Here is a 25,104-nt window from a genome sequence, read left to right on the forward strand (position 1 = left end):
CAACATCCACTCCAAGGTGCTCGCCGATCACGGGCTGGGGCCGGCGCTGGCCGATCTCGCCGATCGCTGCGCCGTACCCGTGAAGGTGAGCACCGACCTGCCCCGGCGACTGCCGCCCGCCGTCGAGTCCGCCGTCTACTTCGCCGCCACCGAGGCACTGACCAACGTCGACAGGCACAGCGGCGCCGATCGGGCCGAACTGACCTGCCGCCTGATCGGCGACATCTTGGCCCTGCAGGTGACCGACGACGGCGCCGGCGGCGCTGACCCGGCCGCGGGCACCGGACTGATCGGCCTGGCTGACCGGCACCAGCCTGACGTGCTCATCACCGACGTCCGCATGCCGCCCGGCTTCTCCGACGAAGGACTGCGCGCCGCCCCGCAGGTACGCCAGCACCGCCCCGGCGCCCCCGTCCTGGCGCTGAGCCAGTACGTACAACGGACGTACGCGGCCGAACTGCTCGACTCCGACGGCGGCTGCGGCGTGGGCTACTTGCTCAAGGACCGCATCGGCCACCTCACGGAGTTCTTCGAGGCGATCCGCCAGGTCGCTGACGGCGGAACGGTCCTGGACCCCGAGGTGGTACGTCAACTTCTGCGCCACCGCCGCGACCCCCTGCTCCGCCTGACCCCCAGAGAGCGGGAAGTGCTCGCCCTCATGGCCGAGGGTAAGTCGAACATCGCCATTGGACAGAGCCTGGTCATCGGACAGGCCGCGATCAGCAAACACATCAGCAACATCATGGGCAAACTCGGTCTGCACCCAGATGAAGGCCACCGCCGTGTCCTGGCCGTGCTGACCTACCTACGTGAGAGCGGGTGAGGGCGGGCCGGGCTCAGGCCGCCATGCCGATCTTGCCCCCTTTGTCCTCGTCGAGGAGGATCTTCTTCCAGTACAGCCCTAGGATGGGTGAACGAACCGCTCCAGAGGTATTACGGCGATCGGTACGAGCTCCACCAGGAACTCCGGCAGAACCAGTCCGGGTACCTGAATCAACACACTGGCGGGGGCGGAGCCAGGTGAGAAATGCCGGGACCGCACTTGCTGGATCGTCGACAGATCCTCACGGCGCAGAAAGTAGATCGTCATCGAGACGATGTCGTCCAGCCGACCGCCGACGGCGGCGAGGATGCGGCGGACGTTGTCAATGCTCTTCTCCATCTGCGCCTCAATGTCACCCGCGCCGATCACCTCGCCGTGCTCGTCCCAGGCGACCTGTCCGGTGACGTGGACAACCTCCCCCGCGCCCTGGATGACGCCTTGTGAAAACGCCCGCCCGTTCGGCGCCCAGATTCCTGAAGGGTTGAAGCCGTTTGCCATGTGACTCCTCGTGCTGACGGGACGCATGCCCGACCATCCTTACTCGATCATGATGTATCAGGGCCGGCTGCGGTCGAGTCGCGTTCGCAGCAAGAAGGCCATCCAACGGGGGCGGAACGCTCACTTCCCCATTCGGGGCGGCCCCGCGCCTGTTGGCCCTGGCCCGGCCTCTGGGCGAAGGCCGATCTGGTCGGCAGGCGTCACGATCCAGGCACTCTGCTCCCACATGCGCACATGGGCAACACGATCAACAAACGGGACCCGATACAGAACCCTCACCCACCAGGACGCCAACTCCAAGCAGGGCCGACCACCCCCCAGGCGGCATCCAATCCCAACCAGGCCGCCCCCCAGCTGGCGGCCGCCAACCAGCGGGCGACCGGAAGCGCTCAGGCGGAAGACTCCCATCACGACTCACCACCAGATGGTCGCCCCGAACCGCCACCTACGGAAGAGCACGCCGATGCCCCGCCGTCCAGCCCCGCCGAGTGGGACAGTGTCTGCGGAGCACCCGCCACCTCGATGCACGAAACCGCCTAAAGCATCATCGCGAGCGTCGCCCAGGCCGCCGCCGCCCCCACGGCGGCGCCCGCGAGCGCCTGCGCCGCCGTGTGGTGCGACACCTGGACCCGGGCCCACCCGATCACCGCCACCACCACCGCGCCCACCACCAGGACCGGCACCGCAGGAAGCACGTACGCGAGCACGACGGCGGTGCCGGCCGACACCCCCGTGTGGAAGCTGATCTTCCACACCAGCGTGATCGGCCCCATCACCAACACCCAGGCCAGCATCACGGCCACCGACGCCACCACCACACGGGGCGCGTCCAGCAGCGCCAGCGCGGTCAGGCCCACCAGCACCGCGGCGAGCCCGATCAGCATCGGCCCTTTCCGCGACTTCCGCTCGACCAGGTGAATCGAGTCGAGCCGGCCTCGCCGCACGCCCACCGCGATCACAACCGCGGGCACCCCCGCGCACACCGCAGCGGCGAGCAACCCCCATGCCAGGCCCGTCCAGCCCTCGGCTGACAGCCCGGCCACCGGAGGCATGGCGATCCCCACGTACTGCGGAGCGAACATCTCGGTCACCGCACGCGCGAAGCTCCCGCCGCGTCCGGCCGTGCCTGCGTCCTCCGCCCCGCCCTCCACCCGCTGACCAGCCACTTCGCTCCTCCGAGATCGACGTCCGGCCCTGAGCCTATGGCCACTCGTTCTACCTGGTCATCGGTCATGACGGGTAGCAGGGGAGAGCCGGCTGCCGGGGGAGAGGACGACCCGCGGGCCCGCGCCGACGCCCCGTAACGCGGCTCAGTGTCCGGCCGGAAACGGGTGGATCATTCGTAGCGGGCCCGGCGGGCGATCACCTCGAATCCGAGGCCGCGGAAGAGCGCGGCCGAGGCCGGGTTGTTGACGTTGACGTCCAGGAAGACCTCCGTCGCCCCGCGGGTGCGCATGCGATCGAGCGCCTCCGCCGCGAGGGCCCTGGCCAGGCCGCGCCGCCGCCACCCGGGCACGGCGCCGACCTGGATCAGGAACCCTTCCGCGCACGCCACGAAGCCGGCGACCCCGCCCGCTTCGCGCGCCACCAGGGAACAACCGGGCAGGAACTCGTCGTCGACCAGCCAGCCGACCCACTCCTCCCGCGACCAGCCGGGGAAGCCGGGACGGTCGGCGAACGACGCGGAGTAGGCCTCGTAGAAGGCCCCTTCGGTGTCCTGCGACCATTCCTCGATCTCCAGCTCCGGCGGCAGAGGGACGGCAGGGAGCGGCCGGGTCAGGTCACGGCGGTAGACGTCCTCGGCGAAGGTCTGCCGCAGCCCGCGCGAGAGGAAGAGCGCGTGCGCCTGCGGGGTCACCGACTCCGTCTCCAGCCGGACCGGTCCCACCTCCCCGAGCAGGCGGTCCAGCAGGCTCGACCCCAGCCCCAGCCCCCGGTGGCCCGGATCCACCAGGCCGGTCGCCGCCGACGCCTCGCCCACGGGGCGCACGGCCCCGCACGCCACCAAACGCCCGTCGGCGAAGGCGCCCACCGTCGTTCCCGCGGCGTACCTGCGTTCCAGGAAGGACGGGGACGCGGTCGCCTGGAGCCCGCCGTCGTGCGCCACGCACCGCCGGGCGAGATCGGCGATCGCCGGTATGTCCGCGGGCGACAGCGCGGCCCACTCGATGGTCATCGTCGGCTCCTCTTCTCCACGGTGAACTCCTTGTAGGCCGGCGCCGTCCATGTCCTTCGTACCTCGAAGGGCAGTGTCGTGGAGGCGACTTGGACGACTTCGCCCGCGGCGGGCCCCCGGCCGCTCATGCCGTGCCGTCCGAGGTCCGGCGCTTCCTGCCAGGCGACGGTGTTCCCCTCATCGTGCGGATCCGGCCTTGCGCGAGCGGGCGCCCGGGACGGGGAGGTCGACGTCGGGCATCCGGTCGTCGGCCTGCTCCGGCAGGGTGTCCGCGGTCTCCACCAGCCAGCGCAGCAGCACGCCGGACAGCCGGGCCTCGACTTCGGCGAGGTCGGGGCGCCCGGCGAGGTTGTGGGCCTCGTGCGGGTCGGCCGACCGGTCGTAGAGCTCGGCGGGCTCGTACAGGCGCCACACGTACGTCCAGCGTCCGTCCCGGACGGCGGCGGCCTTGCCCACGGTCATCGGCCGCTCGTGCTGCAGGGCCGTCTTGCGGTCGTACGGAAAGCCGCTGCGCTCGAACTTCGGCTCCTCCTCGACGAGGAAGCCGCCTTCGCTGAACGCGTACTCGCGGTGCCCCGCGGCGGGGTCGTGCAGCACCGGGAGCAGACTGCGGCCGAAGTGGTGATGCCCCGGCTCGACCCCGGCGAGATCGAGCACGGTCGGGAAGACGTCGATCAGCTCCACCATGGCATCGACCGCGCCGTGCGCCGGCAGCCCGCCACCGCTGACGATCAGCGGGTCGCGGGTGATGCAGCTGTGCAGCGCCGACGGCCACTTCTCGACCACGCCGAAGTCGCCGAGGTACTCGCCGTGGTCGGAGAAGAACACCGTCACCGTACGTTCGGCCGCGCCCGCACGGCGCACGCCGTCGAGCAGGCGGCCGACATGGGAGTCCAGCCGCGAGACCATGCCCTGATAGGTGGCCCGGAGCTCCCGCCACACCTCCGGCGTCGCGCGGTCCGTGCCGTAGTAGTCGCGGATCCCCTGCAGGTAGGCGGGTTCCGGGCCGCTGCCCGACACGGGATCGCCCACGGAGTCGCGATCGTGCAGGGAGAACCACGGTTCGGGGGCACGGAACGGGCAGTGCGGCGCGACCAGCGGCGCGAACAGCACCCACGGCTCGTCCGGCGGGGCGGCCAGCCAATCCTCGGCGGTGCGTACGGCGGCCTCGTCGAAGTCGATGTCGCCGTCGTCGGCCACGCGACCGTGGTAGTAGAGGCGGTCCCACAGGTCCGGATCGACGTCGGACCCCAACCGGGGGAGCTCGGTGGCCGGCCTGCTGCCACCGGCCCATCGGCCGCTGGTCGGCCGCGTGCCGAAGCCGTGCTCGTGGACGCTCAGCTCGGTGGCGCCGGGCCCGAACGTGTCGCCGCGATCCCCGGCCCAGGCCACGTGGTAGCCGCTCTCCTTGAGCGTGCGCAGGAAGTTCGGCTCGTCGGCGCGCAGCGGCGTCCCGAACGTGCGGTGCCCCGCCGTGTGCGGATACCAGCCGGACAGGAACGACGCGCGGCTGGGAGAGCACACCGGGTGCTGCGCGTAGGCGTTGGTGAAGGCGGTGCCGGTCGCGGCGAGGCGGTCGAGGTTCGGAGTGCGCGCGGACGGGTTTCCGAAGGCGCCCACCGCGTCGGCCCTCAGCTGGTCCGCGACCACCACCAGGAAATTCGGGCGATACGCCATGGTCATCCTCCCGTTACTGAATTGGGGGGTAGCGTACCTTACCGAGTACTCGGTAAGGTCTGCCGAAACCGCGAAACACAAGGAGAATCTCTTGTCAGGAGTGGCACCGTCGGTGCGTAACCGCAGGCCGCCAGGGGTGCGGCGGGAGGAGATCCTCAGGGTCGCCACCGAGATGTTCGGCGACAGCGGTTACCGGGGTGTTTCGCTCGCCGACATCGCGGCCCGGGTCGGCATCTCCCAGCCCGGCCTGATCCACCACTTCAAGAACAAGGAAGAGCTGCTGCTCGCGGCCCTCGAACGGCGTGACGAGGACAGCCGGGACCACATGGACGCGATGTTCCAGGAGATGTCCGTCGTGGACGCGCTGATCTCGCTGTGCCGCCACAACGTCGAGGACCCGACGGCGATGCGCCTGTACGCCGTGGAGTCCGCGGAGAGCATCGAGCCGGGCCACCCCGCCCGCGAGTTCTTCCTGCGCCGCTACGCCCGGGTCCGCGAGCGCGTGGCCGAGCGCATCCGCCGGGACCAGGAGCTGCGCCGGCTTCCCGCCGCGCTCGACCCGGTCGTCCTGGCCGGCGAGATGATCGCCGTGATGGACGGGCTCCAGATCCAGTGGCTGCTCGACCCCACCATGGACCTCCCCGGACGCATGGCCGCCTACCTCGAGCGACTCATCATCAAGGAGGACCGGTGAACGACGGACTCGAGGAGCACCTCGACGCCCTGGTCGGCAAGCTCGACCTGCCGCGGAAGGTGCGGCTGCTGACGGGGGAGTCCCACTGGCGCACGTACGCCGAGCAGGCCGTCGGGCTGCGCCCGATCAACGTGTCGGACGGGCCCGCCGGAGTGCGCGGCCCGGCATGGGACAACGGCTCCCCGTCCGCGTGCCTGCCGTGCCCGACCGCGATCGCGGCGAGCTGGGACGTCGACCGCGCCGCCGCCGCCGGGCGCGTGCTCGCCGCGGAGGCCACCCGCAAGGACGTCGACGTGGTGCTGGGCCCCACGGCGAACCTCCAGCGCAGCCCGCTCGCCGGCCGGCATTTCGAGTGGTGGTCGGAGGATCCGTTCCTGACCGCCCGGCTCGCCGGCGCGCTGGTCGGAACGCTCCAGAGGCACGGCGTGGCGGCGACCGTGAAGCACTACGTCGCCAACGACTCCGAGACCGAACGCGCCACCGTCGACATCCGCCTCGACGAGCGCACGCTGCGCGAGGTGTATCTCGCCCCGTTCGAGCACATCGTCCGTAACGAACGGCCGTGGCTGGTCATGGCCTCGTACAACGCCGTCAACGGGACCGCGATGACCGAGCACGAGCTGCTCGACAGCCCGCTGCGCGAAGACTGGGGCTTCGACGGGCTCGTCATGTCCGACTGGCACGCCACCCGCTCGGTGGCAGCCGCCTCGGCGGGCCTCGACCTCACCATGCCGGGCCCCGGCGGGCCGTGGGGCGCCGCGCTGGTGCAGGCCGTCACCGACGGCCTGGTCAGCGAGGCCGCGGTGGACGCGAAGGTGAAGAACCTGCTGCGGCTCGCCGCCCGGCTCGGCGCCCTCGACTCGGTGCCGGTGACCCGTACGCCGGTCACCGTCGACGTACGCCGCGAGCTGCACGCGGCCGGCGCGGACGCGACCGTGCTGCTGCACAACTCCGGCGACCTGCTGCCGCTCGCGCCGGAGCGCCTGCGCCGCGTCGCCGTGTTCGGCGAGCTGGCCGGCAGCCCGCGCATCCAGGGCGGCGGCAGCGCCGAAGTGCGGCCGACCCACGTCGTGTCCCCGCTGGACGGGCTCGTGGCCACGCTGCCCCCCGGCGTCCAGGTGACCTACACCGCCGGCAGCTACCTCGAGGGCGACCCCGCCCCGGTGCCGCCGGAGATGCTCGGCTCGCCCGTGCTGATCCGCTGGCTCGACGACGCGGGCGCCGAGGTGGCGCGCGAGGATCGTCAGAGCGCCGCTCTCGTACGGCTCGGCGCCGATGTCCCCGCGGGGGCCACCACGGTCGAGCTGACCACCCGGATCGTCCCGGACGTGTCGGGCACGTGGCAGCTCGGCCTCAGCGGGGCGGGCCGGATCGTGTTCGCCGCGGACGGCGAGACCCTGCTGGACGACGACGTGCGGCCGTCGCACGACGGCCCGGGCGCGGAGATCCTCACGCCGCCCCTGCGCACGTTCGACGTGCCGCTCGAAGCAGGCAGGCCGGTCGACGTGCTGCTGCGGCAGCGGATGCCGAAGGCCGGCTCGGCCGTCGCGATCCGCTCCCGTCCGCCGCGGCGCTCCGCTGCGGAGGAGCTCGCCGTTGCCCGCGAGCAGGCCAGGGCCGCGGACGTCGCGATCGTCGTGGTCGGCACCAGCTCGCAGACCGAGAGCGAAGGCTTCGACCGGGCGGACCTGTCGCTGCCCGACGGGCAGGACGACCTGGTGCGGGCGGTCGCCGCGGAGAACCCGAACACCGTCGTCGTGGTCAACGCCGGCGCCCCCGTGCTGCTGCCGTGGCGCGATGACGTCGCGGCGGTGCTCGTGACGTGGTTCGGCGGCCAGGAGTCCGGCGCCGCGCTGGCGGACGTGCTCCTCGGTCACGCCGAGCCCGGCGGCAGGTTGCCGATGACGTGGCCGGCCCGCGGCGAGGACGTGCCGGTGCTCGACACGGCGCCCGCCGGCGGCCGGCTGGAGTACGGCGAAGGCGTCCACGTCGGCTACCGGGCGTGGCTGCGCGCCGGGGTCGAGCCCGCGTACCCGTTCGGGCACGGCGTCGGCTACACGTCCTGGGAGCTCGTCGACGTCCACGGCGGACCGGACACGGCCGTACGGGTCTCCGTGCGCAACACCGGTTCGCGGCCGGGCAAGCAGGTGCTGCAGGTCTACCTGGCGCGGCCCGGGTCGAGCGTCGACCGCCCCGCCCGCTGGCTGGCCGGTTTCGCCGTCGTGCGCGGCGAACCCGGCGAAACGCTCACCGCCGAGATTCCGCTGCCGCCCCAGGCCTTCCAGCACTGGGACACGGCACGGCACGACTGGGCGGTCGAGCCTGGAACGTTCGAAGTCTCCATCGGATTCTCCTGCGCGGACATCCGTGGCACGACGTCGATCAAGGTTCACGAGGAGTGATCAACCGGGTCTTCCCCCCGGCCCGAGAGAAAGTAAGTGAGGTGGTGCAGCGATGTACCCCAGTAATCGCCATGTCGATTCCGTCCCCGGCACTTCGGCCCTGTCGCGCCGGACGCTCCTCAGCGGGCTGGCCGTCCTCGGCGCGGCCGGCCTGGCCGGATGCCGTTCCGCGGTGAACGAGAGCAAGACGGCAGGCGCGACGAGCGGCCCGGCCCGCGGCGGGACCCTCGTCGCCACGGTCGCCGCGCCGCCGGACCCGGCGGCCTATTTCACCGGCCGCCCCGGCAACATCTTCTGGAACCGCAACGTCCTGGAGACGCTGGTCATGGTCGACCAGGACAACAAGCCGCAGCCCCTGCTGGCGACGAAGTGGGAGCTGCGCGACGACAACCGGACGCTGGTGCTGTCGCTGCGCGAGGGCGTCAAGTTCCACAGCGGCCGCGCCTTCACCGCCGACGACGTCGTGTTCACCATCGAACGCGAGATGGCGGGCGACGGCCTGGCCACGCTCACCGGCGCGATGAAGGGCTGGAAGGCGAGCGCCACCGGCCAGCACGAGGTCACGATCACCTCGCCGCGGCCGCTCCAGGAAGTGGTGCTGGACATCCTCGACTCGACGCCGATCATCGACCGCGAGACCTACAAGGGGCTCGCGGACGGGTCGAAGGTCATCGGTACGGGACCGTTCCTGTGGTCCGGCTACAAGGCCGGCACGGAGATCAAGATGACGCGCAACGACGCGTACTGGGAGCAGGGGCTGCCCTACCTCGACGGCATCGAGCTCACGGTCATCGGCGACTCCACCGCCCAGCTGGCGGCGCTGCGCTCGGGCCGCGCGCACCTGGCGAACGGGCTCAACATCCAGGACGCCAAGACCGTCGTCGACGACAAGAAGTTCCACCTCGACCTCAACCACGGACTCGTGTACGCGCTGGGCTTCGACGTCACCAAGGCACCCTTCGACAAGCCCGAGGTGCGCCGGGCCATCGGCTACGCGATCGATCGCCAGCGCATCAACCAGCAGGTCTTCGGCGGGGTGGGCACGACCACCAGCCTGCCGTGGAGCGAGGACGCGACCGGCTACCCCGCCGAGCTCGCCGCCACCTACGCCTACCAGCCGGACCGCGCGAAGCAGATGATCCAGGCCGCCGGGGCGACCGGGGCCCGCGTCGAGATCGCCGTCCACGCGCTGCCGGTGCCGCGCAACGTGATCGAGATCGTGACCCGCAACCTGACGGACGTCGGGCTCCAGCCCTCGGCACTCGAGCTGCCCCCCGCGGAGTTCGAGCCGCGCAGGATCGCCGGCAAGCTGGGGCCCGCGTTCCTGACCTGGACGGCGGTGGCCAAGCTGCCGCCGGCACTCTCGCTGTACGGATACCCGGACCTGCGGCCGGGCAAGAACACCTCCAACTACGCCGACGCCGGTTACCGCGAGCGGGCGCAGGCGCTGATCGACAGCGCCGACGAGAGCGAGACGGCGCAGCGGCTGAAGGACCTCTCGCAGTACTTCCTCGATGCCGCGTTCCTCCAGACCATCGCCATCGTGCCGGCCACGGTCGTGCGCGCGGACGCCGCGAGGGACGTCCTGGTCAGCCGCTACGGCCGCTCCATGCGCGCCGCCTACCTCACCCGGTGAACAGGGGGCGAGCATGATCTATTTCCTGATCCGGCGCCTGCCGTCGGTCCTGCTCGTCCTGGTGGCGACGACCGCCATCGCCTTCCTCCTGCCCCGCCTGGCCCCCGGTGACCCGGCCGCCATCGCGGCGGGGCCGGAGGCCACCGCCGAGCAGGTCGCGGCGATCCGCGTCGAGATGGGGCTGGACCGCCCCCTGGCCGAGCAGTACGTCCATTGGATGGGCGGGCTGCTCACCGGCGACCTGGGCCAGTCGCTGCAGTTCAAGCGCCCGGTCGCCGAGCTGATCGGCAGCAGGGTGGAGAGCACGTTCGAGCTGACCGTCGCGGCCACGATCCTCCTGGTCGTGGTCTCGCTCGGGCTCGGCATCTTCGCCGGGTCGGCGCGTTCGCGGCTGTCCCGCTTCACCGCCGACGCGAGCAACACGGTGCTCCTGGCGATGCCGCCCTTCCTGTTCGGCCTGTTGCTGATCATCCTGTTCGGGGTGGTGTTCCGCCTGCTGCCGATCAGCGGGGAGGTCGCGGTGCTGGACGACCCGGTGATCGGCGTGCAGTACCTGATACTGCCCGCGGTGGCGATGGCGGTGCCGATGGGCGGCCACGTCGCCATGCTCGTCCAGTCCTCGATGGACAACGCGTGGCGGCAGGACTACGTCGACCTCGCCGTGGCCAAGGGCGTGCCACGCAGGTTGATCACCCTGCGCCACGTCGTACGCAACAGCCTCGGGCCCGCCGCCGTCACGATCGGCATGCGGTTCGGCGACATGCTGGCCGGTGCCGTCGTCATCGAGATGATCTTCGCGAGGAACGGCATCGGGCAGCTCGGGGTGTCGGGCGTGCTCAGCGCGGACTACAACCTCGTACAGGTGATCATCGTCGGCACGGTGCTGATCGCGGTGGTCGTGCAGCTGCTCACAGAGATCGCCATGGCGGTCCTGGATCCCCGCGTCAGGTTGGGAGCGTGAAACCATGACCACCACCGTCACCGCACCCGAAGCGGCCGCGCCGGCGGTGCCGCGCCGGCCCGGCGGCGGGGCGCTGCGGCAGTACCTCACCGCACTGCGCACCCCGCGCGGCGCGTTCGGCGCCGGCCTGCTGCTGGCCCTGGTCGCGCTCGCCCTCCTGGCCCCGGTCCTGTTTCCCGGCGGCTACGACGACCAGAGCGGCGACTCGCTGGCCGGCGCCTCGGCCGCGCACTGGATGGGCACCGACGAGCTGGGCCGCGACATCCTCGCCCGTACGATCTACGGCCTTCGTACGGATCTGAGCCTGATCCTGGCCGCGGTGCCGGTCAGCGCCGTCATCGGGACGCTCATGGGGCTCAGCGGCGTGGTCTCGCGCCTGCTCGGCGCCGCGATGCAGCGCGCGCTCGACATCATCCTCGGCTTCCCGGGACTGGTGCTCGGCATGAGCGTCGTCCTCGTGCTCGGCACGGGCTGGCTCTCGCTGTTCGTGGCCGTGCTGATCAGCGGCCTGCCCGGGTTCGGGCGGCTGTCCAGGGCCGGGCTCCAGGTCGAGCAGGAGCGCGAGTACGTGCTGGCCGCCAAGGTGCTCGGCGTGCGCAAGCGCACCGTGCTGGTACGGCACGTGCTGCCGAACATCATGGACCCGATCGTCGTCGGCGCCGCCGTCTACATGGTGGTCGCCATCTTCATCGTGTCCGGCCTGAGCATCGTGGGCCTCGGCATCAAGCCGCCCGTTCCCTCGCTGGGCGCGATGCTCAACGTCGGCGCGCGCTACATCGAGGTGCATCCCGCGTACGTGCTCGGGCCCGGCCTGGTGCTGCTGCTCCTCGCGTTGGCCTTCACCCTGCTGTCCAACGCGCTCAACAAGGCGGTGCTGCGCAAATGACCATCCACCCCCACGGCGTCGCGTCGGCGGCCCGGGCGCGTCACGACGCGGACGCCCTGCTCGAGGTGCGCGGACTGCGTACCGAGTTCGCGACCGGCGCGGGAATCGTCCACGCCGTCAACGACGTCGATCTCACCCTGCGACCCGGCCAGATCCTCGGCGTGGTCGGCGAGTCCGGCTCGGGCAAGTCGGTGACCGCCCGCTCCATCCTGCGGATGGTGCCCCGACCCGGCCGGATCGCCGCCGGCGAGATCCGCTTCGGCGGCCGCAACCTGCTCGGGCTGTCGGAGGAGGAGATGCGCCGCATCCGCGGAGCCGAGATCGCGATGGTCTTCCAGGACCCGCAGTCCGCGCTCAACCCGGTCCTGACCGTGGGCGCACAGATCGTCGAAGCCCTCACCGTGCACGGCACCGGCAAGCGCGCGGCCCGCGCGCGGGCACTCGAACTGCTCCGGCAGGTCGGGATCCCGGACGCCGAACGCAAGATCGACGACTACCCGCACCAGTTCTCCGGAGGCATGCGCCAGCGCGCCGTGATCGCCATCGCGCTGGCGAGCTCGCCGTCGCTGCTGATCGCCGACGAGCCCACCACGGCCCTGGACGTCACCATCCAGGCGCAGATCCTGCGCCTGCTCAGGCAGCTGCGCGACGAGCTGGGCATCGCCGTGCTCATGATCACCCATGACATGGGCGTGGTCGCCGAGATGTGCGACGACGTCGTCGTCATGTACGGCGGCCGGGTCGTGGAGCGGGGCCCGGTCGAGACGATCTTCGCGCGGCAGGAGCACCCCTACACCGCCGACCTGCTCAAGGCCATGCCGCGGATGGACACCGCGGGCGGGAACCGGCTGCCGGCGATCCCCGGCGCCCCGCCGGACCCCGCCGCGCTGCCGCCCGGGTGCGCCTTCCACCCGCGCTGCCGCCTGGCCGAGGACCGCTGCCGCGCCGAGGTTCCCGAGCTGCTGCCCCTGGCCACGGCAGGGCACGCCGCCGCCTGCTGGGTGACCCATCAGGGCGCGCCCATACCCCCGCTCACGCTCGTCGCCACCGACCCGGCCGCGCGGGCCGAACAGGCGCGAACCCCGCTGCTGAGCGTCGAGAACCTCCGGGTCGACGTCGCCTCCGGCCGCAGGAGCCTGTTCGGGCGGCCGGAGCCCGTGTACGCCGTGGACGGGGTGAGCCTGACGGTCGCCGGCGGAGAGGCGCTGGGCCTGGTCGGCGAGTCCGGGTGCGGCAAATCGACCCTCGCCAGGACGGTCGTCGGGATCAACCGGCCGGCCGCGGGCGAAGTCCGCGTCGGATCCGACGGCGTCGACGCGTTCTCCCCGGCCGGCGCCCGGGCGCTGCGCTCCACGGTGCAGTACGTGTTCCAGGACCCGTACGCGTCGCTCAACCCGCGCCGCACGATCAGGCAGTCGCTCGACGAGGCGCTCGACATGCGTGGCGTGCCGGTCGCCGAGCGGGCCGCGGAGGCGGACGCGCTCATCCGGCGGGTCGGCCTGAACGAGTCGCACCTGGACCGCTACCCGCACGCCTTCTCCGGCGGGCAGCGCCAGCGCATCGGCATCGCCCGCGCGCTGGCCGTCGAACCGAAGGTGCTGATTTGCGACGAACCGGTGTCGGCACTGGACGTCTCGATCCAGGCACAGATCATCAACCTGCTGGAGTCGCTGCGCGACGAGCTCGGCCTCGGGTACCTGTTCATCGCGCACGACCTCTCCGTCGTGCGGCACCTGTCCGACCGGGTCGCCGTCATGTATCTCGGCAAGATCGTCGAAATCGGTCCGGTCGAGGCGGTCTACGCGGCCCCGCAGCATCCGTACACGGTCGCGCTCATGTCCTCCTCGCCGGTGCCCGACACTAGGGTGCGCGGCCGCGAACGCATCGTGCTCACCGGCGACCTGCCCAGCCCGAAGAGCCCGCCGTCGGGCTGCCGTTTCCGCACCCGCTGCCCCATCGGCCCGCTGGCCCGTCCGGAGCGGACGATCTGCGCCGAACAGGAGCCGCTGCTCGCCGAGACGCCGGGCGGGCAACTGACCGCGTGCCACTTCGCCGGCGAGCTGGTGGCGACCGGCGCTGAGGGGTGATCTCAACTCACGGGACCGCTTCAGAGATCGGCAAGGAGGTCGTCGAGGGCCCTGGCGAGGGCTTCGGAGTTGGCAGGGGTGAACCACGTGGTGCGGATGCGTTCGTTGCTGCCCTTCGGGGTCTCGTGGTCGGCCGCGAGCTGGTGCAGGGACCGGGTCTCGTCACTCAGGGAACGGCCGACCCCCTGGAAGAGGCCGCGAACGTAGCGGTCGGCGTCGTCGGAGTCGATGCCGTGTTCGACGGCCCACGACGTGAGCGTGGCGAGATACGAGTAGTGGGTGGTCAGCGTCCCCGTCAGTGCGGAGAAGACGTTGAAGGCCGCCTCGTCCGCGACCGGGAGCACCCCGCCCAGGTGCTCGAAGAGCGAGTCCACCACCGGGTGCGACGGGCAGGTCACCGTGACGGAGCGGCGTTCACGTACGGCGGGCAGGGGGATGGCCCGTACCAGCGGGGCGTCGGTGGCGAGGGTCTGGCGCAGGTCGTCGTTGCCGACCCCGGCCATCACGTTGACCACCACCTTGTCGCCGTCCACCCGCAGCCCAGCCAGCGCCTCGTGCCGGTCCGGGCGGCGTACGGCGATGATCACCACCTCGGAGCGGTCCACCACCTCCTGATTGCCGGCGCACACCCGCACGCTCTCGTAGCGTTCGGACAGCTCCGCGACCGTGCCGGCTCCCCGGGGGGACAGGAACACCTCCGGAGCCTCGCCGGCTCCGTCACACAGACCCGCCACGATGGCCCGGCCGATCTCGCCAACTCCGATGATGCCGATGCGCTTCACCGTGTCTTCCTCCTTCTCCACAACAGCACGACCGCCAGGAGACCCGCCACGCAGGGAGCCATCCCGGCGTCGGCCGCAGGCCGTCCTCTTCGGTCGAGATCGTCGGCGCCGCGGCTCTCGCCGAGGACGGCGGCCCGCAGCTCGACAGTTACGCTACCGCTAGTAGCGCAATAGGCTATCGTGTGGTCATGAGCTCGACCACCTCCGCCCGGCCACCGGGTCGTCCGCGCGCCGGCGTCAACGACGTGGTGTTCGCCGCGACGCTGAGCACGGTCCACGAGCTCGGCTACGCGCGGGCCACCGTCGACCGCATCGCCGCCGCGGCCGGGGTCGCCAAGACGACGGTCTACCGCCGCTGGCCGTCGAAGGGCGCGCTGATCGTGGACTGCCTGTTGGACGTGTTCGGACCGGTGCCGCTGGAGGGCACCGGTCGAGCCGAGCTCATGTCCTCGGCTGTCCACTGGATCGCGGGGAAGATCAGCGAGCCCGGGGTCGGTGACGCGTTCGCCGGCGTGTTCAGCGACGCCGTCAGCGACCCCGCCCTGCGCGAGATCCTGTCCGCGCGGCTGCAGGATCCCTACCGGCTCGCGCTCCAGGACGCGCTCGGCGAGCCGGAACACCGGGTCCTGTTCTTCATCGACGTCGTCGTCGGAACCCTGCTCCACCGGATGGGCATGACCGGCGAGCCGATGGCGGATGCCGACGTGGCCGCACTGGTCGAGATGGTCCTGTCGCACTTCGCCGACGACGCGGCCTGACTGCCGATCGCCCCGGGCGTGGCGAGGGATTCCAGGCTGCCGGCCGTGTTGGCGATCTTCTCGGAATCGCTCTTGGGCTCAAGCGATCAGCTTCCGACGTTGATCACGGCCCGGTACAGGGCGCCATGGGCGGACGGTGCGAGGAGCGGGCCGCGTGCCGGGGCCTGAAACGACCGGATCATCAGGGCGGCGTCGGCGGTGGCGGTGATGACACCGGCGGTGGTCATGAGCAGCAGGGCCACGTCCTGCGGGGTGAAGTCGTCACGCAGGCGGCCGGCGAGACGCTGCGCTGGTCGGCGTCGGCCAGCCCGCGATACGGCGAGGCGACCGACGGTGGCACGGCTGCTTGCTCACTCCATGTCTGCCTCGCGACCGGAGGCGGTGCGGGCGAGGCGGACCATGGCCCGGTACAGGGCGGTGGGCGCGGGGGCCGGGTTCAGCGGCGGCAGGTCGGCGCCAGGGGCGGCCCAGGCGCGCAGCATCTGGCCGACCAGGCGGCGCCAGGTGTCGGGGGCGGCGTTGCCGGTGGCGGCGATGACGCCGGCGTTGGCCATGAGCAGGACGACCATGTCCCGGTCGGTGAAGTCCTCGCGCAGGTGGCCGCTCGCCTTGGCGCGGGCGATGAGTTCGAGGAAGCCGTTGTACGCCTCGTCGCGGCGGGCCTCCAAGGTCTTGGCGGCGGGGAAGGTCATGGCCAGGACGTCGGCGAAGCCCCGGTCGGTGGCCTGCATGGCGCACACGGCCTGGACGTAGCCGACAAAGCCGTGCCAGGGGTCGGGGTCGGCCAGCGCCTCGGCGGTGGCGGCGGCGTAGGCGTCCATGCGGTCGGCGAAGACGGCGTTGACGAGTTCCTCGCGGGTGGCGAAGCGGCGCGACAGGGTGGCCTTGCCGACGCCGGCCTCGCGGGCGATGCAGGCCATGGAGACGCCGAGGCCGTGGCTGGCGTACAGGCGGCGGGCGGCGGCCAGGATGCGTTCGCGGTTGCGCTCGGCGTCGGCGCGCAATCCCGGTCCGGGCTGCCGGTCGGCGGGCGAGCCGGGGTCATCGGCGGAGGTCATGAACCTCATCCTACCCAACTGGAACGACCTACCCACTTTCGTTGTTAAGCTTCAGCATGGAAACGGGTAAGCCGTTCCACTTCTTGAAAGGTGCCGCTCATGCGTGCCGCAACACTGAACTCCGTCCCGCAGACCCCGGCCCTGGCCGACGTCCCCGCCCCGCGCCCCGAGGCCGGGGAGGTGCTGGTCAAGGTGGCCGTCTCCTCGATCAACGGCTTCGACGCCGCCACCGCCGCCGGCTACCTGCAAGGGGTGATGGAGCACCGCTTCCCGCTGGTGGTGGGCAAGGACTTCGCCGGCACCGTCGAGGCGCTCGGCGACGGCGTCGAGGACTTCTCGCTCGGGCAGGCGGTCTTCGGCGTGGTGATGAAGCCGTTCCTGGGCACCGGCTCACTGGCCCAGTACGTCACCGTGCCCGCCGGCTACGGCATCGCCCCCATCCCGCAGGGGCTGAGCGTTCAGGAGGCGGGCGCGCTGGGCCTGGCCGGCACCGCGGCGCTGGACAGCATCACCGCCGTCGCCCCGGCCGAGGGCGAGACCGTGCTGATCTCCGGCGCCACCGGCGGCGTCGGCGCGCTGGCCGTGCAGCTGGCCGCCGCCCGCGGCGCCCGCGTCATCGCCACCGCCCGCCCCGGCGCCGAAGCCGACTTCGTCACCGGGCTGACCGACGCCACGATTCACCTCGTGGACTTCGGCGGCGATCTCCCGGCCCAGGTACGCGCGCTCGCCCCGCACGGGGTGGACGCCGTGCTGCACCTGGCGGGTGACGGCCTCCAGCTCGCGAGCCTGCTGCGTCCGGGCGGCCGCCTGGCCTCCACCCTCGGGCTGACCGCTGAGGCCGTCGAAGGTTCCGACGTCACCGTCCACACGATCATGGCCGACACCAATGCGCAGACCCTGACCGCCCTGGCCACCCAGGCCGTCTCGGGCGGGCTGCGCGTCCCGGTCACCGCCACCTACCCGCTGGAGCAGGCCCCCGAGGCGTTCGCCGCCTTTGGCGCCGGCGCGCTCGGCAAGCTCGCCGTCACCTGCTCCTGACCCGGCCCCGTCCATCACCACGAAGGAGATCTGATCGTGCCCACCATCGCCATCGTCGGCGCAGGCCCCGGCCTGGGCCTGGCCATCGCCCGCACCTTCGGCGTCCGCGGCTTCGACGTCGCCCTGATCGCCCGTACCAAGGACAAACTGGACAGCCTGGTCACTCAGCTCGAAGCAGAGGGCGTCACGGCCGCCGCGTTTCCCGCCGACGTGCTGGAGCGTCCCTCCCTGTCCGCCGCCCTCGACGCGGCCGCCGAGCACTTCGGTGGCATCGACGTGCTGGAGTACTCCCCGGCGCCGCACTCCCCGGTACCCGGCCTCACCATGGCCGTCCCGAGTGAGGTCACGGTCGACAACCTGCAGCCGCAGATCGAGTACACCTTCTACGGCGCTGTCACCGCAGCCCGCGCGGTGCTGCCCGCGATGCGCGAGGCGGGAGCCGGGACGCTGCTGTTCACCACCGGCGGCGGGTCGATCCACCCGATCCCCATGCTCGGCAACGTCAACGCCGCCGGCGGCGCCCTGCGTAACTGGGTGCTCAACCTGCACAACGAGCTGTCCGGCTCCGGCATCCACGCCGCGCACATCGCCATCAACACCTGGCTCGGCGAGGGCGGGCCCGAGGGCATCCCCTCGGCCACCCCCGAGCAGGTCGCGCCCCTGTACTGGGACCTGTACGAACGCGGCGACCAGGCCGAAGCCGTCTTCAACGGCTGACACCCCACCAACTCCCGCGAAACACGGCAAGGACACCATCAGCATGAACAGCAAGCTCAGGGGCAAGACCGCTCTCGTCACCGGTTCCAGCCGCGGCGTCGGCCGGGCAACCGCACGCGGCCTGGCCCGCGAGGGGGCCCTGGTCGCCGTGCACTACGGGGGCGACGAGCAGGCGGCCCAGGAGACCGTCGACCTCATCGAGAAGGACGGCGGGCGGGCCTTCGCCGTCGGCGCGGAACTGGGTACGCCCGGCGCTGTCGACCAGCTGTTCCACCGGCTCGAGGCCGGCCTGCGCGAACACACCGACGACACCGTCCTCGACATCCTGGTGAACAACGCCGCCGCGACGTTCGCGGGCGACGCCCCGGAAGAGGTGTCCACCGAGCAGCTCGACAAGATCTTCGAGGTCAACGCAAAGGCTCCCTTCCTCATCCTCCAGCGGGCCCTCGGGCTGATCCCGGAGCGAGGCCGCATCATCAATATCTCCTCCGCGGTCACGCGGATCGCCATGCCGCCGCAGGTGGTCTACGCGATGTCCAAGGGCGCGCTCGACCAGCTCACGCTGCACTTCGCCCGGCACCTCGCCCCTCGGGGGATCACCGTCAACAGCGTGCTCCCCGGCGCCACGGACAACGGCAGTGTGGCCTTCCAGATGCCCGAGATACGCGAGCCGATGTCCCAGCTGTCGGCGTTCAAGCGCCTCGGCGAGCCGGCGGACGTCGCCGACGTGGTGGTCTTCCTCGCCACCGACCAGGCCCGCTGGGTCACCGGATCGTCCCTCGACGCCACCGGCGGCAGTCTCCTCGGCTAGCAGGCTGCGGGGATCCGTCCCCGCGGACATGATCAAGCGGTGAGCGCCATCGCAGCCGCTCGACGTAGTGGGCTGATCCCAAGCCAGCAGGTTGTCAGTGGCGTCTGCGACCGTGTGCTGCATGGGTGAGCTGATCGAGCGGGTGGATGAACGGGACCGCGTGCTGGAAGTCGTGGAGCGCGCAGAGGCGGTGCGTCGGCGGTGGATGCATCGGATCGCGACGACGATCTGCCGCGATCCGATGGGGCGGATCCTCGTGCTGCGCCGAGCCGAGGGGCATGTTCGCTTTCCCGGCCACTATGACGTGCTGGTCGGCGGCGCCGTGGGCGCGGGCGAATCGTATGAGGACGCGGCGGCCCGCGAACTGGTCGAGGAACTGGGCGCCGGCGTCCCGGTCCGCTTTCTGTTCAAGTTCCTGTGCCAGGACGGGATCAGCCCTGTCTGGTTCGGGGTGCACGAGGCCTTGATCGCCGAGCCATTGGCTCCAGATCCGTCCGAGATCGCTTGGCACGCCTGGCTCACGGAGCTCGAACTGCGGAAGGTGGTCGATCGAGGGCCCTTCGTTCCAGGTGGGCGAGAAGCCCTGCGCCGATATCTCGGCCGCTCAGCTCAGTGACGAACAGCCGCTCCCTGGCTGATGCTTCCTCAGCTACAGGACGGGGCAGCGGCTTCAGCGCATTGGTGACCAGCTCCGCCACGGGCCGCTGCCTCAACCCGCTCGCCAGTGGGAAGTGTGCCGGAAGAAGAAGTCCGGCTGACCGCGCGTCATCGGCCCCGTCGAGCTGACCGCCCTACGCCGCCTGGTCGACGACGGTGTCTCGATCACCGAGGCTGCCGCACCCTCAAGATCGGCCGCTCCACCGCCTACGAGGCGCTCGCCCAGGGCTGAGCAGCGGCTCTGCCGTTCCGCGGCCCGTTTGTGCCGGATTCCGGTGGCGCCCGCTTTACTGCGGTAGTTCCTCCGAGCCCCGTTGGGCGGTCGCGGTGAGCCGGTCGGCAAGGTTCTTGAGGGCCCCTCGTAGTTCGTCGGGGCGGTGGATGGTGAAGGGCCATTCCAAGGAGGCGAGCATGTGGGCCATGCCGTCCAGCCGTTCTGCCCGCGCGCGCACGAGAACCCCGGTGGGCCGGGCGGTGAGCGTCACAGCTGAGCGAGGCAGCCGACGGGCGATCGCATCGAGAGGGCCGTGGACCGTCACCTCCACCTGCCAGCGGTAGGACCCCTTGGCCAGGGTCGAGGTCAGGTGGGCGACAGGGTCGAAGCCGTCGGGGGCGGTGAAGTGGCGGGGCCGGGGAGTGAGGGAAGCGATGCGGTCGATGCGGAAGGTCCGCAGGCTGTCGCGGAGGTGGTCGTGGCCGACGACGTACCAGCGGCCGGTGTGGAAGACCACGCCGTAGGGGTCGATGTCACGTTCGGTGTGTTCCTGGCGCCAGGAGCGGTGGCCGATGCCGACGGTCGTGCGGGCGCGGGAGGCCTGGGCCAGGGCCAGCAGGACGCTGGTTTCGGGTGCCTGCCCGATCACGGCGTCGGCGGTGAACGAAAGAGTCTCCCGCATGGCGGCGAGCGGTTCGCGCAGGGCGTGCGGGAGCACCCGCTCGATCTTGACCAGGGCACCGGCGCTGGCCGGCGCGGCCGTGCCCATGCCCAGACGTTCCGCTGCGAGCAGGCCGAGGACGACGGCGAGAGCCTCGTCGTTGGTCAGGACCAGGGGCGGCATCCGGTAACCGCGGGCCAGTCGGTAGCCCCCGTAGCGGCCGCGCTCCGCCTCCACGGGGATGCCCAGTTCCCGCAGGTGGGCGGTGTACCGGCGCACCGTGCGGACGTCGGTGTCCAGGCGGCTTGCCAGCTCCGCCCCGGTGAGCCGGGCATTCGACTGGAGGAGTTCCAGCAGGGTCAGCACACGGGTGAGGGGATGCGACATGGATCACTCGGCATTTCAGGGCGGAATCTGTCCTGTATCGACTATACGCTCCCGGCAACACCTCACTTCTGGGAGATCACATGGCCACCTTCGTACTCGTTCCCGGTGCCTGCCTCGGGGCCTGGGCCTGGGAAGACACCGCCCGGGCCCTGCGAGAGCAGGGCCACGCCGCGCTGCCGCTGACGCTGACGGGACTGGCCGAGCACGCCGACCAGGGCGGACCGCAGACGGACCTGGATACGCACATCGCGGACATCACCGGATTCGTTGAGCGCAATGATCTGCGCGACGTCACGCTGGTCGCCCACAGTTATGCGGCTGCCCCGGTGACCGGGGCAGCCGGACGTCTCGGTGACCGGCTGGAGCGCGTGGTCTACGTGGACAGCGCTCCGTTCGCCGCGGGCATGTGCATGCTGGACCTCATGCCACCGCAGGCAGCAGACCAGCTGCGCCGGCAGGTCGCCGCTTCCGGTGATGGGTGGCGGCTGTCCTTTGCGGCGGTCCTGGGTTTGTCCAGCAGCCTTGACGGGCTCGACGAGGGTCAGCTGGACGTTCTCCGCGCTCGTGCCACCCCTCAGCCGTTCGGCACCTGCACCCAGCGCCTGGCCGGCCCGGCCGAGCCTGGCGTCGGTGTGGACCGTGTCCTGATCGCCTGCCATGACTTCACGGGCCTGCTGGATGCCGGAACGCCGATGCTGGCCTTCCTGAATCAGCCGCCGTGGCGGCGCTTCGACCTGCCCACGGGACACTGGCCGATGCTGTCGGCGCCCATCGAGCTTGCCGGCATCCTCGACAAGGCCGCCTTCTGACCGCGCCGCACAGCCCGATGTCCGACCATGAGGGCCTGGCCGCAGTCCGGGGGAACCTCCAAAGGATTCGCCTGGCCTGCCGTTGGAGACGACCCGGGCGCGGCCGTGTCATGCAGCGCCGCCAGAGCACCCGTTCGCGAAGGCCGTGCGCGGGGTCGGTGAACAGCCTCTCCAGCCGCGCGGTCGCCGCGGCGGGCGCTCTTGCGGCGCTGCAGGCGCCGGGCCGGGTCGGTGGCCGGCAATTCCCTGATGCCGGCCCCAGGTGGTGAAGGAGCACAGGGCCGGCAGGTGGCGGCCGCGCCGGTCCGGCGCTTCATCACGGCCCTTCGCTCGGGGTGCGACCAGCCCCAACGTACGACCGTCGTCGCAGGTCACAGCAGGTGACCGGGACGCAGCTCGGGTGAGGGGTCTCGGTGACCCGAGCGAACCCTCTCCGGTGCGCGCTGTCCCCCATTGCGGGAGTCTGACCTCGGCGAACACCGGCCCGTGATCGGTGCGCCGCAGCTCCAGCACCCGGAAGTCCCGCACCGCCATCCGCGAGTCCGCCAGCACGTGGTCGATCCGGGTGCTGGTCATATCCGGCGGACCGGCCCGCCGAAGCGGCGCCGCGCGGTGGTCACGGCGGCGGTGAGCAGCCTGTGGAGCCGCCTGTCGGCCTTCGCCGCAGCACGCGGTGGAAACGATAAATGAGCTTCAAGCGCAGGAACGAGCGAGGCCCGGGGACGATGCCGGGCACGGTGTCTGAGAACTCGCTGCCGACCAGGAGCGTCACCCGGCCCGGGTGTTCCCGGCGAAGTTCTTCGGCCGCCTCGGCGACGGCGTCCAGGCGCTCCAGCAGCTTCGGCTGAGCCAGCTCGGGAACGCTGGGCCGGATGTAGACGCCGAGACCGGTCTCCAGCGCGGTACGGGCGGCATCGATCAACCGCTTCCCGTCCCCAATGAGCATGACCGCGGTGCAGTGCAGATTCCGCGCGATGACCTCCAGGTCCCGCCGCACGTCATCGGTGCTTTGCCTCGCCGACCAGGTAGGAAATGCCGCGGCCGGTCAGCGTGCGCTCGGCTCCTGTCGACGCTGACGGTAGGCGGCCATAAGGAGAAGTGCGACGACACCGCCGAGCATCGCGGCGTTGACCACGTACTTCATCGTGTCATCGACGTTGCCGAGCGGTTCGACCAGGAAGGACAGCCCCGCGCGGACGACGAGGGCACTGCCCGCGGCGGCCAGTATGTGTCGGCGGCCCCAGCCCTGGCGGCGCGACCAGCGCAGCAGGAGCCAGCCGAGTACGGCCATGGCGACGACGTTCACCATCACCCCTGCCCAGGTCGCCGGCAGCAGCTGATTGGCGCACCATGCGGCCCCTGTGACACCGCCGACCAGCCACCACGACGGCGCCTTCGCAGGCGACCGGGTCCTCGCAGGCCGGATGGTGAACGCGGCGGCGATCAGGGCGATGGCCACCACGGCGGCGCCGATCAGCTGCGCCGGGCTGGCGGTGGAGTCCGCCGCCGTGTCGCTGAAGACCAGCGCGGCGCTCAGCGCCCACTGCAGCACCATGACGCCGACGCCGACCGGGCCCAGCCACCGCCGGTTCGCGATGCGCGGGGCACAGGATTCGACCACCGCGATCGGAGCTCGTCGAACCCCTGCTGAGCGCCTGGCGCGCCGAGCGCCGCAGCAAGGGGCTCGACATCGGGCGTCCCTGCGAGCACGACCTGCGCGCGATCCTGAACGCCATCGTCTACGTCGACCGCACCGGCATCCCCTGGGGCTACCTGCCGCACGAGTACCCGCCCTGGCAGACCGTCTACGGTTACTTCGCCAACTGGCAACGCGACGGCATCTTCACTCAGCTCAGCGGCCTGCTCCGGCGATTGGTCCGCACCGCCGAAGGGCGTGATCCCGACCCGAGCGCCTGTGTGATCGACGCCCAGAGCGTCAAGACCTCCGCCAACGTGCCCGCCCACAGCCAGGGCTACGACGCAGGCAAGAAGATCGCCGGACGCAAACGCAGCATCGTCACCGACACCCTCGACCTGCTGATCGCCGTGCTGGTCACCGCCGCCGGCGTCTCCGACAGCGCCGCCGGCCTCCCCCTGCTCACCCAGGTCGCCGCAGACCACCCTGCCATCACCAAGGCCTGGGCCGACAGCGCCTACCGCAGCACGGTCATCGAAGGCGGCGCCGCCCTCGGCATCAACGTCGAAGTCGTCCGCCGCGATCCTGCCACCAGGGGATTCACCGTTCTTCCCCGCCGCTGGGCAGCCGAGCGCACCCTCGGCTGGCTGATGTTCCACCGCCGCCTGGTACGCGACTACGAGACCTTGCCTGCCCGCTCCGAAGCCATGATCCACCTCGCGATGATCGACCTCATGACCCGCCGCCTCACCCAAGAATCCACCCAAGCCTGGCGGAACGCCTGAAATCCGAGCCAGACAGAACCCACAGGATCAAACGCCCACTCAGCCCGTGTAGCGGGCGCTATTTCCCGTGTGGCGCCTGCCTGCCGAGACGTTCGAGACCTTCGGATGAGAGGAAACCATGACGATTCTCGTGACCGGCGCCACCGGCACGGTCGGTCGCCAGATCGTGGCGCAGCTCGTGGCGCGTGGCGAGCGGGTCCGGGCCCTGACCAGGAACCCGGCGGCGGCACGGCTGCCCGAATGCGTGGAGGTGGCCTACGGCGACCTGGCCGCGCCGCAGTCCCTGGGCCCCGCGCTGGAAGGCGTGACCGGGCTGCACCTGATCACGGTCGCCGGTGACGACCGGGCGGCGCTCCGGACCGGGCCCGAGCTCGTCGAGCTGGCCGCGAAGGCGGGCGTGACCCGCGTCAGCGTGCTGAGCAGCTGGGACGAGTGCTCGGTCGAGGAGGCGCTGCGGGCCGGGGACCTCGGCTGGACGCAGTTGCTCTGCGTGGAGTTCATGGCCAACGCGCTCGAATGGGCCGAATCGATCCGCGAGGAGGGCGTGGTCCGGGTCTTCGGCAACCATCCGGGGGCCGTGGTGCACGAGGCCGACATCGCCGCCGTCGCCGTGGCGGCGCTGGTCGAGGAGGGACACGCCGGGCAGTCGTACGTGCTCACCGGGCCGGAGGCGCTGACCCCGGAGCGGCGGGCCCATGTGATCGGCGAGGCCGTCGGGCGGGAGATCCGGTTCGAGGAGCTGAGCGAGGCGCAGTACCGGGCGTCGATGGAGGCGTGGGGCGCGGGGGAGGAGCTGATCGAGTTCGCGGTCCAGCTTGGCGCCAACCCGCCGGACGCGGCCTCGGTCGTGCTGCCGACCGTCGAGCAGGTGACCGGCCGTCCCGGGCGCACGTTCGCCCAGTGGGCCGCGGAGCACGCCGCCGCCTTCCACTCTTAGCTCATCAACAGGAG

At 71.3% G+C, this 25,104-nt stretch carries 25 protein-coding genes; 15 read left to right on the top strand and 10 right to left on the bottom strand.

Annotated features, from left to right (window positions below; genetic code table 11):
* Nucleotides 1-16: 16 nt before the first annotated feature.
* Entirely contained in the window at nucleotides 17-823 is an 807-nt protein-coding gene (locus ACFKCF_RS32330) for a LuxR C-terminal-related transcriptional regulator (protein WP_394499043.1), read from the top strand.
* A 78-nt stretch (nucleotides 824-901) separates the two neighbouring features.
* Here ACFKCF_RS32330 and ACFKCF_RS32335 read toward each other — a convergent pair whose 3' ends face one another.
* The 4 genes from ACFKCF_RS32335 to ACFKCF_RS32350 all read right to left on the bottom strand — a co-directional run bounded on the left by ACFKCF_RS32335 (nucleotide 902) and on the right by ACFKCF_RS32350 (nucleotide 5,174).
* On the bottom strand, nucleotides 902-1,321 hold the full coding sequence (locus tag ACFKCF_RS32335) for a RidA family protein (protein ID WP_394499045.1): 420 nt from the start codon (nucleotides 1,319-1,321) through the stop codon (nucleotides 902-904).
* A 536-nt stretch (nucleotides 1,322-1,857) separates the two neighbouring features.
* A complete protein-coding gene (locus ACFKCF_RS32340; protein WP_394499046.1) occupies nucleotides 1,858-2,487 on the bottom strand; it encodes a hypothetical protein in 630 nt (209 codons plus the stop codon).
* A gap of 170 nt (nucleotides 2,488-2,657) precedes the next feature.
* Nucleotides 2,658-3,497, bottom strand: a complete 840-nt coding sequence (locus tag ACFKCF_RS32345) for a GNAT family N-acetyltransferase (RefSeq protein WP_394499047.1) — start codon at nucleotides 3,495-3,497, stop codon at nucleotides 2,658-2,660.
* 177 nt (nucleotides 3,498-3,674) lie between these two features.
* Nucleotides 3,675-5,174, bottom strand: coding sequence for a sulfatase-like hydrolase/transferase (locus ACFKCF_RS32350; protein WP_394499048.1), 1,500 nt, complete (start codon nucleotides 5,172-5,174; stop codon nucleotides 3,675-3,677).
* Between the two features lie 100 nt (nucleotides 5,175-5,274).
* Between ACFKCF_RS32350 and ACFKCF_RS32355 the strand changes: the two genes are divergently transcribed.
* Genes ACFKCF_RS32355 through ACFKCF_RS32380 form a run of 6 tightly spaced genes read left to right on the top strand, consistent with a single transcriptional unit; the run spans nucleotide 5,275 to nucleotide 13,840 of the window.
* Nucleotides 5,275-5,868, top strand: a complete 594-nt coding sequence (locus ACFKCF_RS32355) for a TetR/AcrR family transcriptional regulator (RefSeq protein ID WP_394499102.1) — start codon at nucleotides 5,275-5,277, stop codon at nucleotides 5,866-5,868.
* Nucleotides 5,865-8,270, top strand: a complete 2,406-nt coding sequence (locus tag ACFKCF_RS32360; protein WP_394499049.1) for a beta-glucosidase family protein — start codon at nucleotides 5,865-5,867, stop codon at nucleotides 8,268-8,270. Before ACFKCF_RS32355 ends, ACFKCF_RS32360 begins: the two co-directional genes overlap by 4 nt.
* A gap of 52 nt (nucleotides 8,271-8,322) precedes the next feature.
* The gene (locus ACFKCF_RS32365; protein ID WP_394499050.1) at nucleotides 8,323-9,906 is read left to right on the top strand and encodes an ABC transporter substrate-binding protein; all 1,584 of its coding nucleotides are present in this window, start codon (nucleotides 8,323-8,325) and stop codon (nucleotides 9,904-9,906) included.
* A 13-nt stretch (nucleotides 9,907-9,919) separates the two neighbouring features.
* Nucleotides 9,920-10,867, top strand: coding sequence for an ABC transporter permease (locus tag ACFKCF_RS32370; RefSeq protein ID WP_394499051.1), 948 nt, complete (start codon nucleotides 9,920-9,922; stop codon nucleotides 10,865-10,867).
* Nucleotides 10,868-10,871: 4 nt separating this feature from the next.
* Nucleotides 10,872-11,753: an ABC transporter permease gene (locus ACFKCF_RS32375; protein ID WP_394499052.1), complete on the top strand. Its 882-nt coding sequence runs from the start codon at nucleotides 10,872-10,874 to the stop codon at nucleotides 11,751-11,753.
* Complete coding sequence (locus ACFKCF_RS32380) at nucleotides 11,750-13,840, top strand: dipeptide ABC transporter ATP-binding protein (protein WP_394499053.1); 2,091 nt, start codon at nucleotides 11,750-11,752, stop codon at nucleotides 13,838-13,840. Before ACFKCF_RS32375 ends, ACFKCF_RS32380 begins: the two co-directional genes overlap by 4 nt.
* A gap of 20 nt (nucleotides 13,841-13,860) precedes the next feature.
* On the opposite strand, the gene ACFKCF_RS32385 is transcribed toward ACFKCF_RS32380, so the two are convergent.
* A complete protein-coding gene (locus ACFKCF_RS32385) occupies nucleotides 13,861-14,622 on the bottom strand; it encodes an NAD(P)-binding domain-containing protein (protein WP_394499054.1) in 762 nt (253 codons plus the stop codon).
* A 188-nt stretch (nucleotides 14,623-14,810) separates the two neighbouring features.
* On the opposite strand from ACFKCF_RS32385, the gene ACFKCF_RS32390 reads away from it, so the two are divergent.
* Entirely contained in the window at nucleotides 14,811-15,380 is a 570-nt protein-coding gene (locus tag ACFKCF_RS32390) for a TetR/AcrR family transcriptional regulator (RefSeq protein ID WP_394499055.1), read from the top strand.
* Nucleotides 15,381-15,466: 86 nt separating this feature from the next.
* On the opposite strand, the gene ACFKCF_RS32395 is transcribed toward ACFKCF_RS32390, so the two are convergent.
* Nucleotides 15,467-15,622: a hypothetical protein gene (locus tag ACFKCF_RS32395; protein WP_394499056.1), complete on the bottom strand. Its 156-nt coding sequence runs from the start codon at nucleotides 15,620-15,622 to the stop codon at nucleotides 15,467-15,469.
* 108 nt (nucleotides 15,623-15,730) lie between these two features.
* Nucleotides 15,731-16,438, bottom strand: coding sequence for a TetR/AcrR family transcriptional regulator (locus tag ACFKCF_RS32400; protein WP_394499057.1), 708 nt, complete (start codon nucleotides 16,436-16,438; stop codon nucleotides 15,731-15,733).
* 99 nt (nucleotides 16,439-16,537) lie between these two features.
* Between ACFKCF_RS32400 and ACFKCF_RS32405 the strand changes: the two genes are divergently transcribed.
* The 4 genes from ACFKCF_RS32405 to ACFKCF_RS32420 all read left to right on the top strand — a co-directional run bounded on the left by ACFKCF_RS32405 (nucleotide 16,538) and on the right by ACFKCF_RS32420 (nucleotide 19,620).
* Nucleotides 16,538-17,476, top strand: a complete 939-nt coding sequence (locus ACFKCF_RS32405; protein ID WP_394499058.1) for an NADP-dependent oxidoreductase — start codon at nucleotides 16,538-16,540, stop codon at nucleotides 17,474-17,476.
* Between the two features lie 36 nt (nucleotides 17,477-17,512).
* Nucleotides 17,513-18,193 (top strand): SDR family NAD(P)-dependent oxidoreductase, encoded by a 681-nt coding sequence (locus ACFKCF_RS32410; RefSeq protein WP_394499059.1) that lies wholly within the window; start codon nucleotides 17,513-17,515, stop codon nucleotides 18,191-18,193.
* 43 nt (nucleotides 18,194-18,236) lie between these two features.
* Entirely contained in the window at nucleotides 18,237-19,004 is a 768-nt protein-coding gene (locus ACFKCF_RS32415) for an SDR family NAD(P)-dependent oxidoreductase (RefSeq protein ID WP_394499060.1), read from the top strand.
* 121 nt (nucleotides 19,005-19,125) lie between these two features.
* The gene (locus ACFKCF_RS32420; protein ID WP_394499061.1) at nucleotides 19,126-19,620 is read left to right on the top strand and encodes an NUDIX hydrolase; all 495 of its coding nucleotides are present in this window, start codon (nucleotides 19,126-19,128) and stop codon (nucleotides 19,618-19,620) included.
* Nucleotides 19,621-19,948: 328 nt separating this feature from the next.
* Here the strand turns inward: ACFKCF_RS32420 and ACFKCF_RS32425 are convergent, their stop codons facing one another.
* Nucleotides 19,949-20,902, bottom strand: a complete 954-nt coding sequence (locus ACFKCF_RS32425) for a helix-turn-helix transcriptional regulator (RefSeq protein WP_394499062.1) — start codon at nucleotides 20,900-20,902, stop codon at nucleotides 19,949-19,951.
* Nucleotides 20,903-21,003: 101 nt separating this feature from the next.
* Between ACFKCF_RS32425 and ACFKCF_RS32430 the strand changes: the two genes are divergently transcribed.
* Complete coding sequence (locus ACFKCF_RS32430) at nucleotides 21,004-21,732, top strand: alpha/beta fold hydrolase (protein WP_394499063.1); 729 nt, start codon at nucleotides 21,004-21,006, stop codon at nucleotides 21,730-21,732.
* Between the two features lie 616 nt (nucleotides 21,733-22,348).
* Here the strand turns inward: ACFKCF_RS32430 and ACFKCF_RS32435 are convergent.
* Both ACFKCF_RS32435 and ACFKCF_RS32440 read right to left on the bottom strand, forming a co-directional pair.
* Nucleotides 22,349-22,729, bottom strand: coding sequence for a hypothetical protein (locus ACFKCF_RS32435; protein ID WP_394499064.1), 381 nt, complete (start codon nucleotides 22,727-22,729; stop codon nucleotides 22,349-22,351).
* Nucleotides 22,730-22,777: 48 nt separating this feature from the next.
* Nucleotides 22,778-23,353, bottom strand: a complete 576-nt coding sequence (locus tag ACFKCF_RS32440; RefSeq protein ID WP_394499065.1) for a hypothetical protein — start codon at nucleotides 23,351-23,353, stop codon at nucleotides 22,778-22,780.
* On the opposite strand from ACFKCF_RS32440, the gene ACFKCF_RS32445 reads away from it, so the two are divergent.
* Together ACFKCF_RS32445 and ACFKCF_RS32450 are read left to right on the top strand one after the other, a co-directional pair.
* Nucleotides 23,344-24,153, top strand: coding sequence for an IS5 family transposase (locus tag ACFKCF_RS32445; protein WP_394499103.1), 810 nt, complete (start codon nucleotides 23,344-23,346; stop codon nucleotides 24,151-24,153). The two genes, ACFKCF_RS32440 and ACFKCF_RS32445, sit on opposite strands and share 10 nt — an antisense overlap.
* Nucleotides 24,154-24,271: 118 nt before the next feature.
* The gene (locus ACFKCF_RS32450) at nucleotides 24,272-25,090 is read left to right on the top strand and encodes an NmrA family NAD(P)-binding protein (RefSeq protein WP_394499066.1); all 819 of its coding nucleotides are present in this window, start codon (nucleotides 24,272-24,274) and stop codon (nucleotides 25,088-25,090) included.
* Nucleotides 25,091-25,104: the final 14 nt, after the last annotated feature.

The organism is Nonomuraea sp. JJY05 (genome assembly GCF_043496855.1).
Classification (GTDB): domain Bacteria; phylum Actinomycetota; class Actinomycetes; order Streptosporangiales; family Streptosporangiaceae; genus Nonomuraea.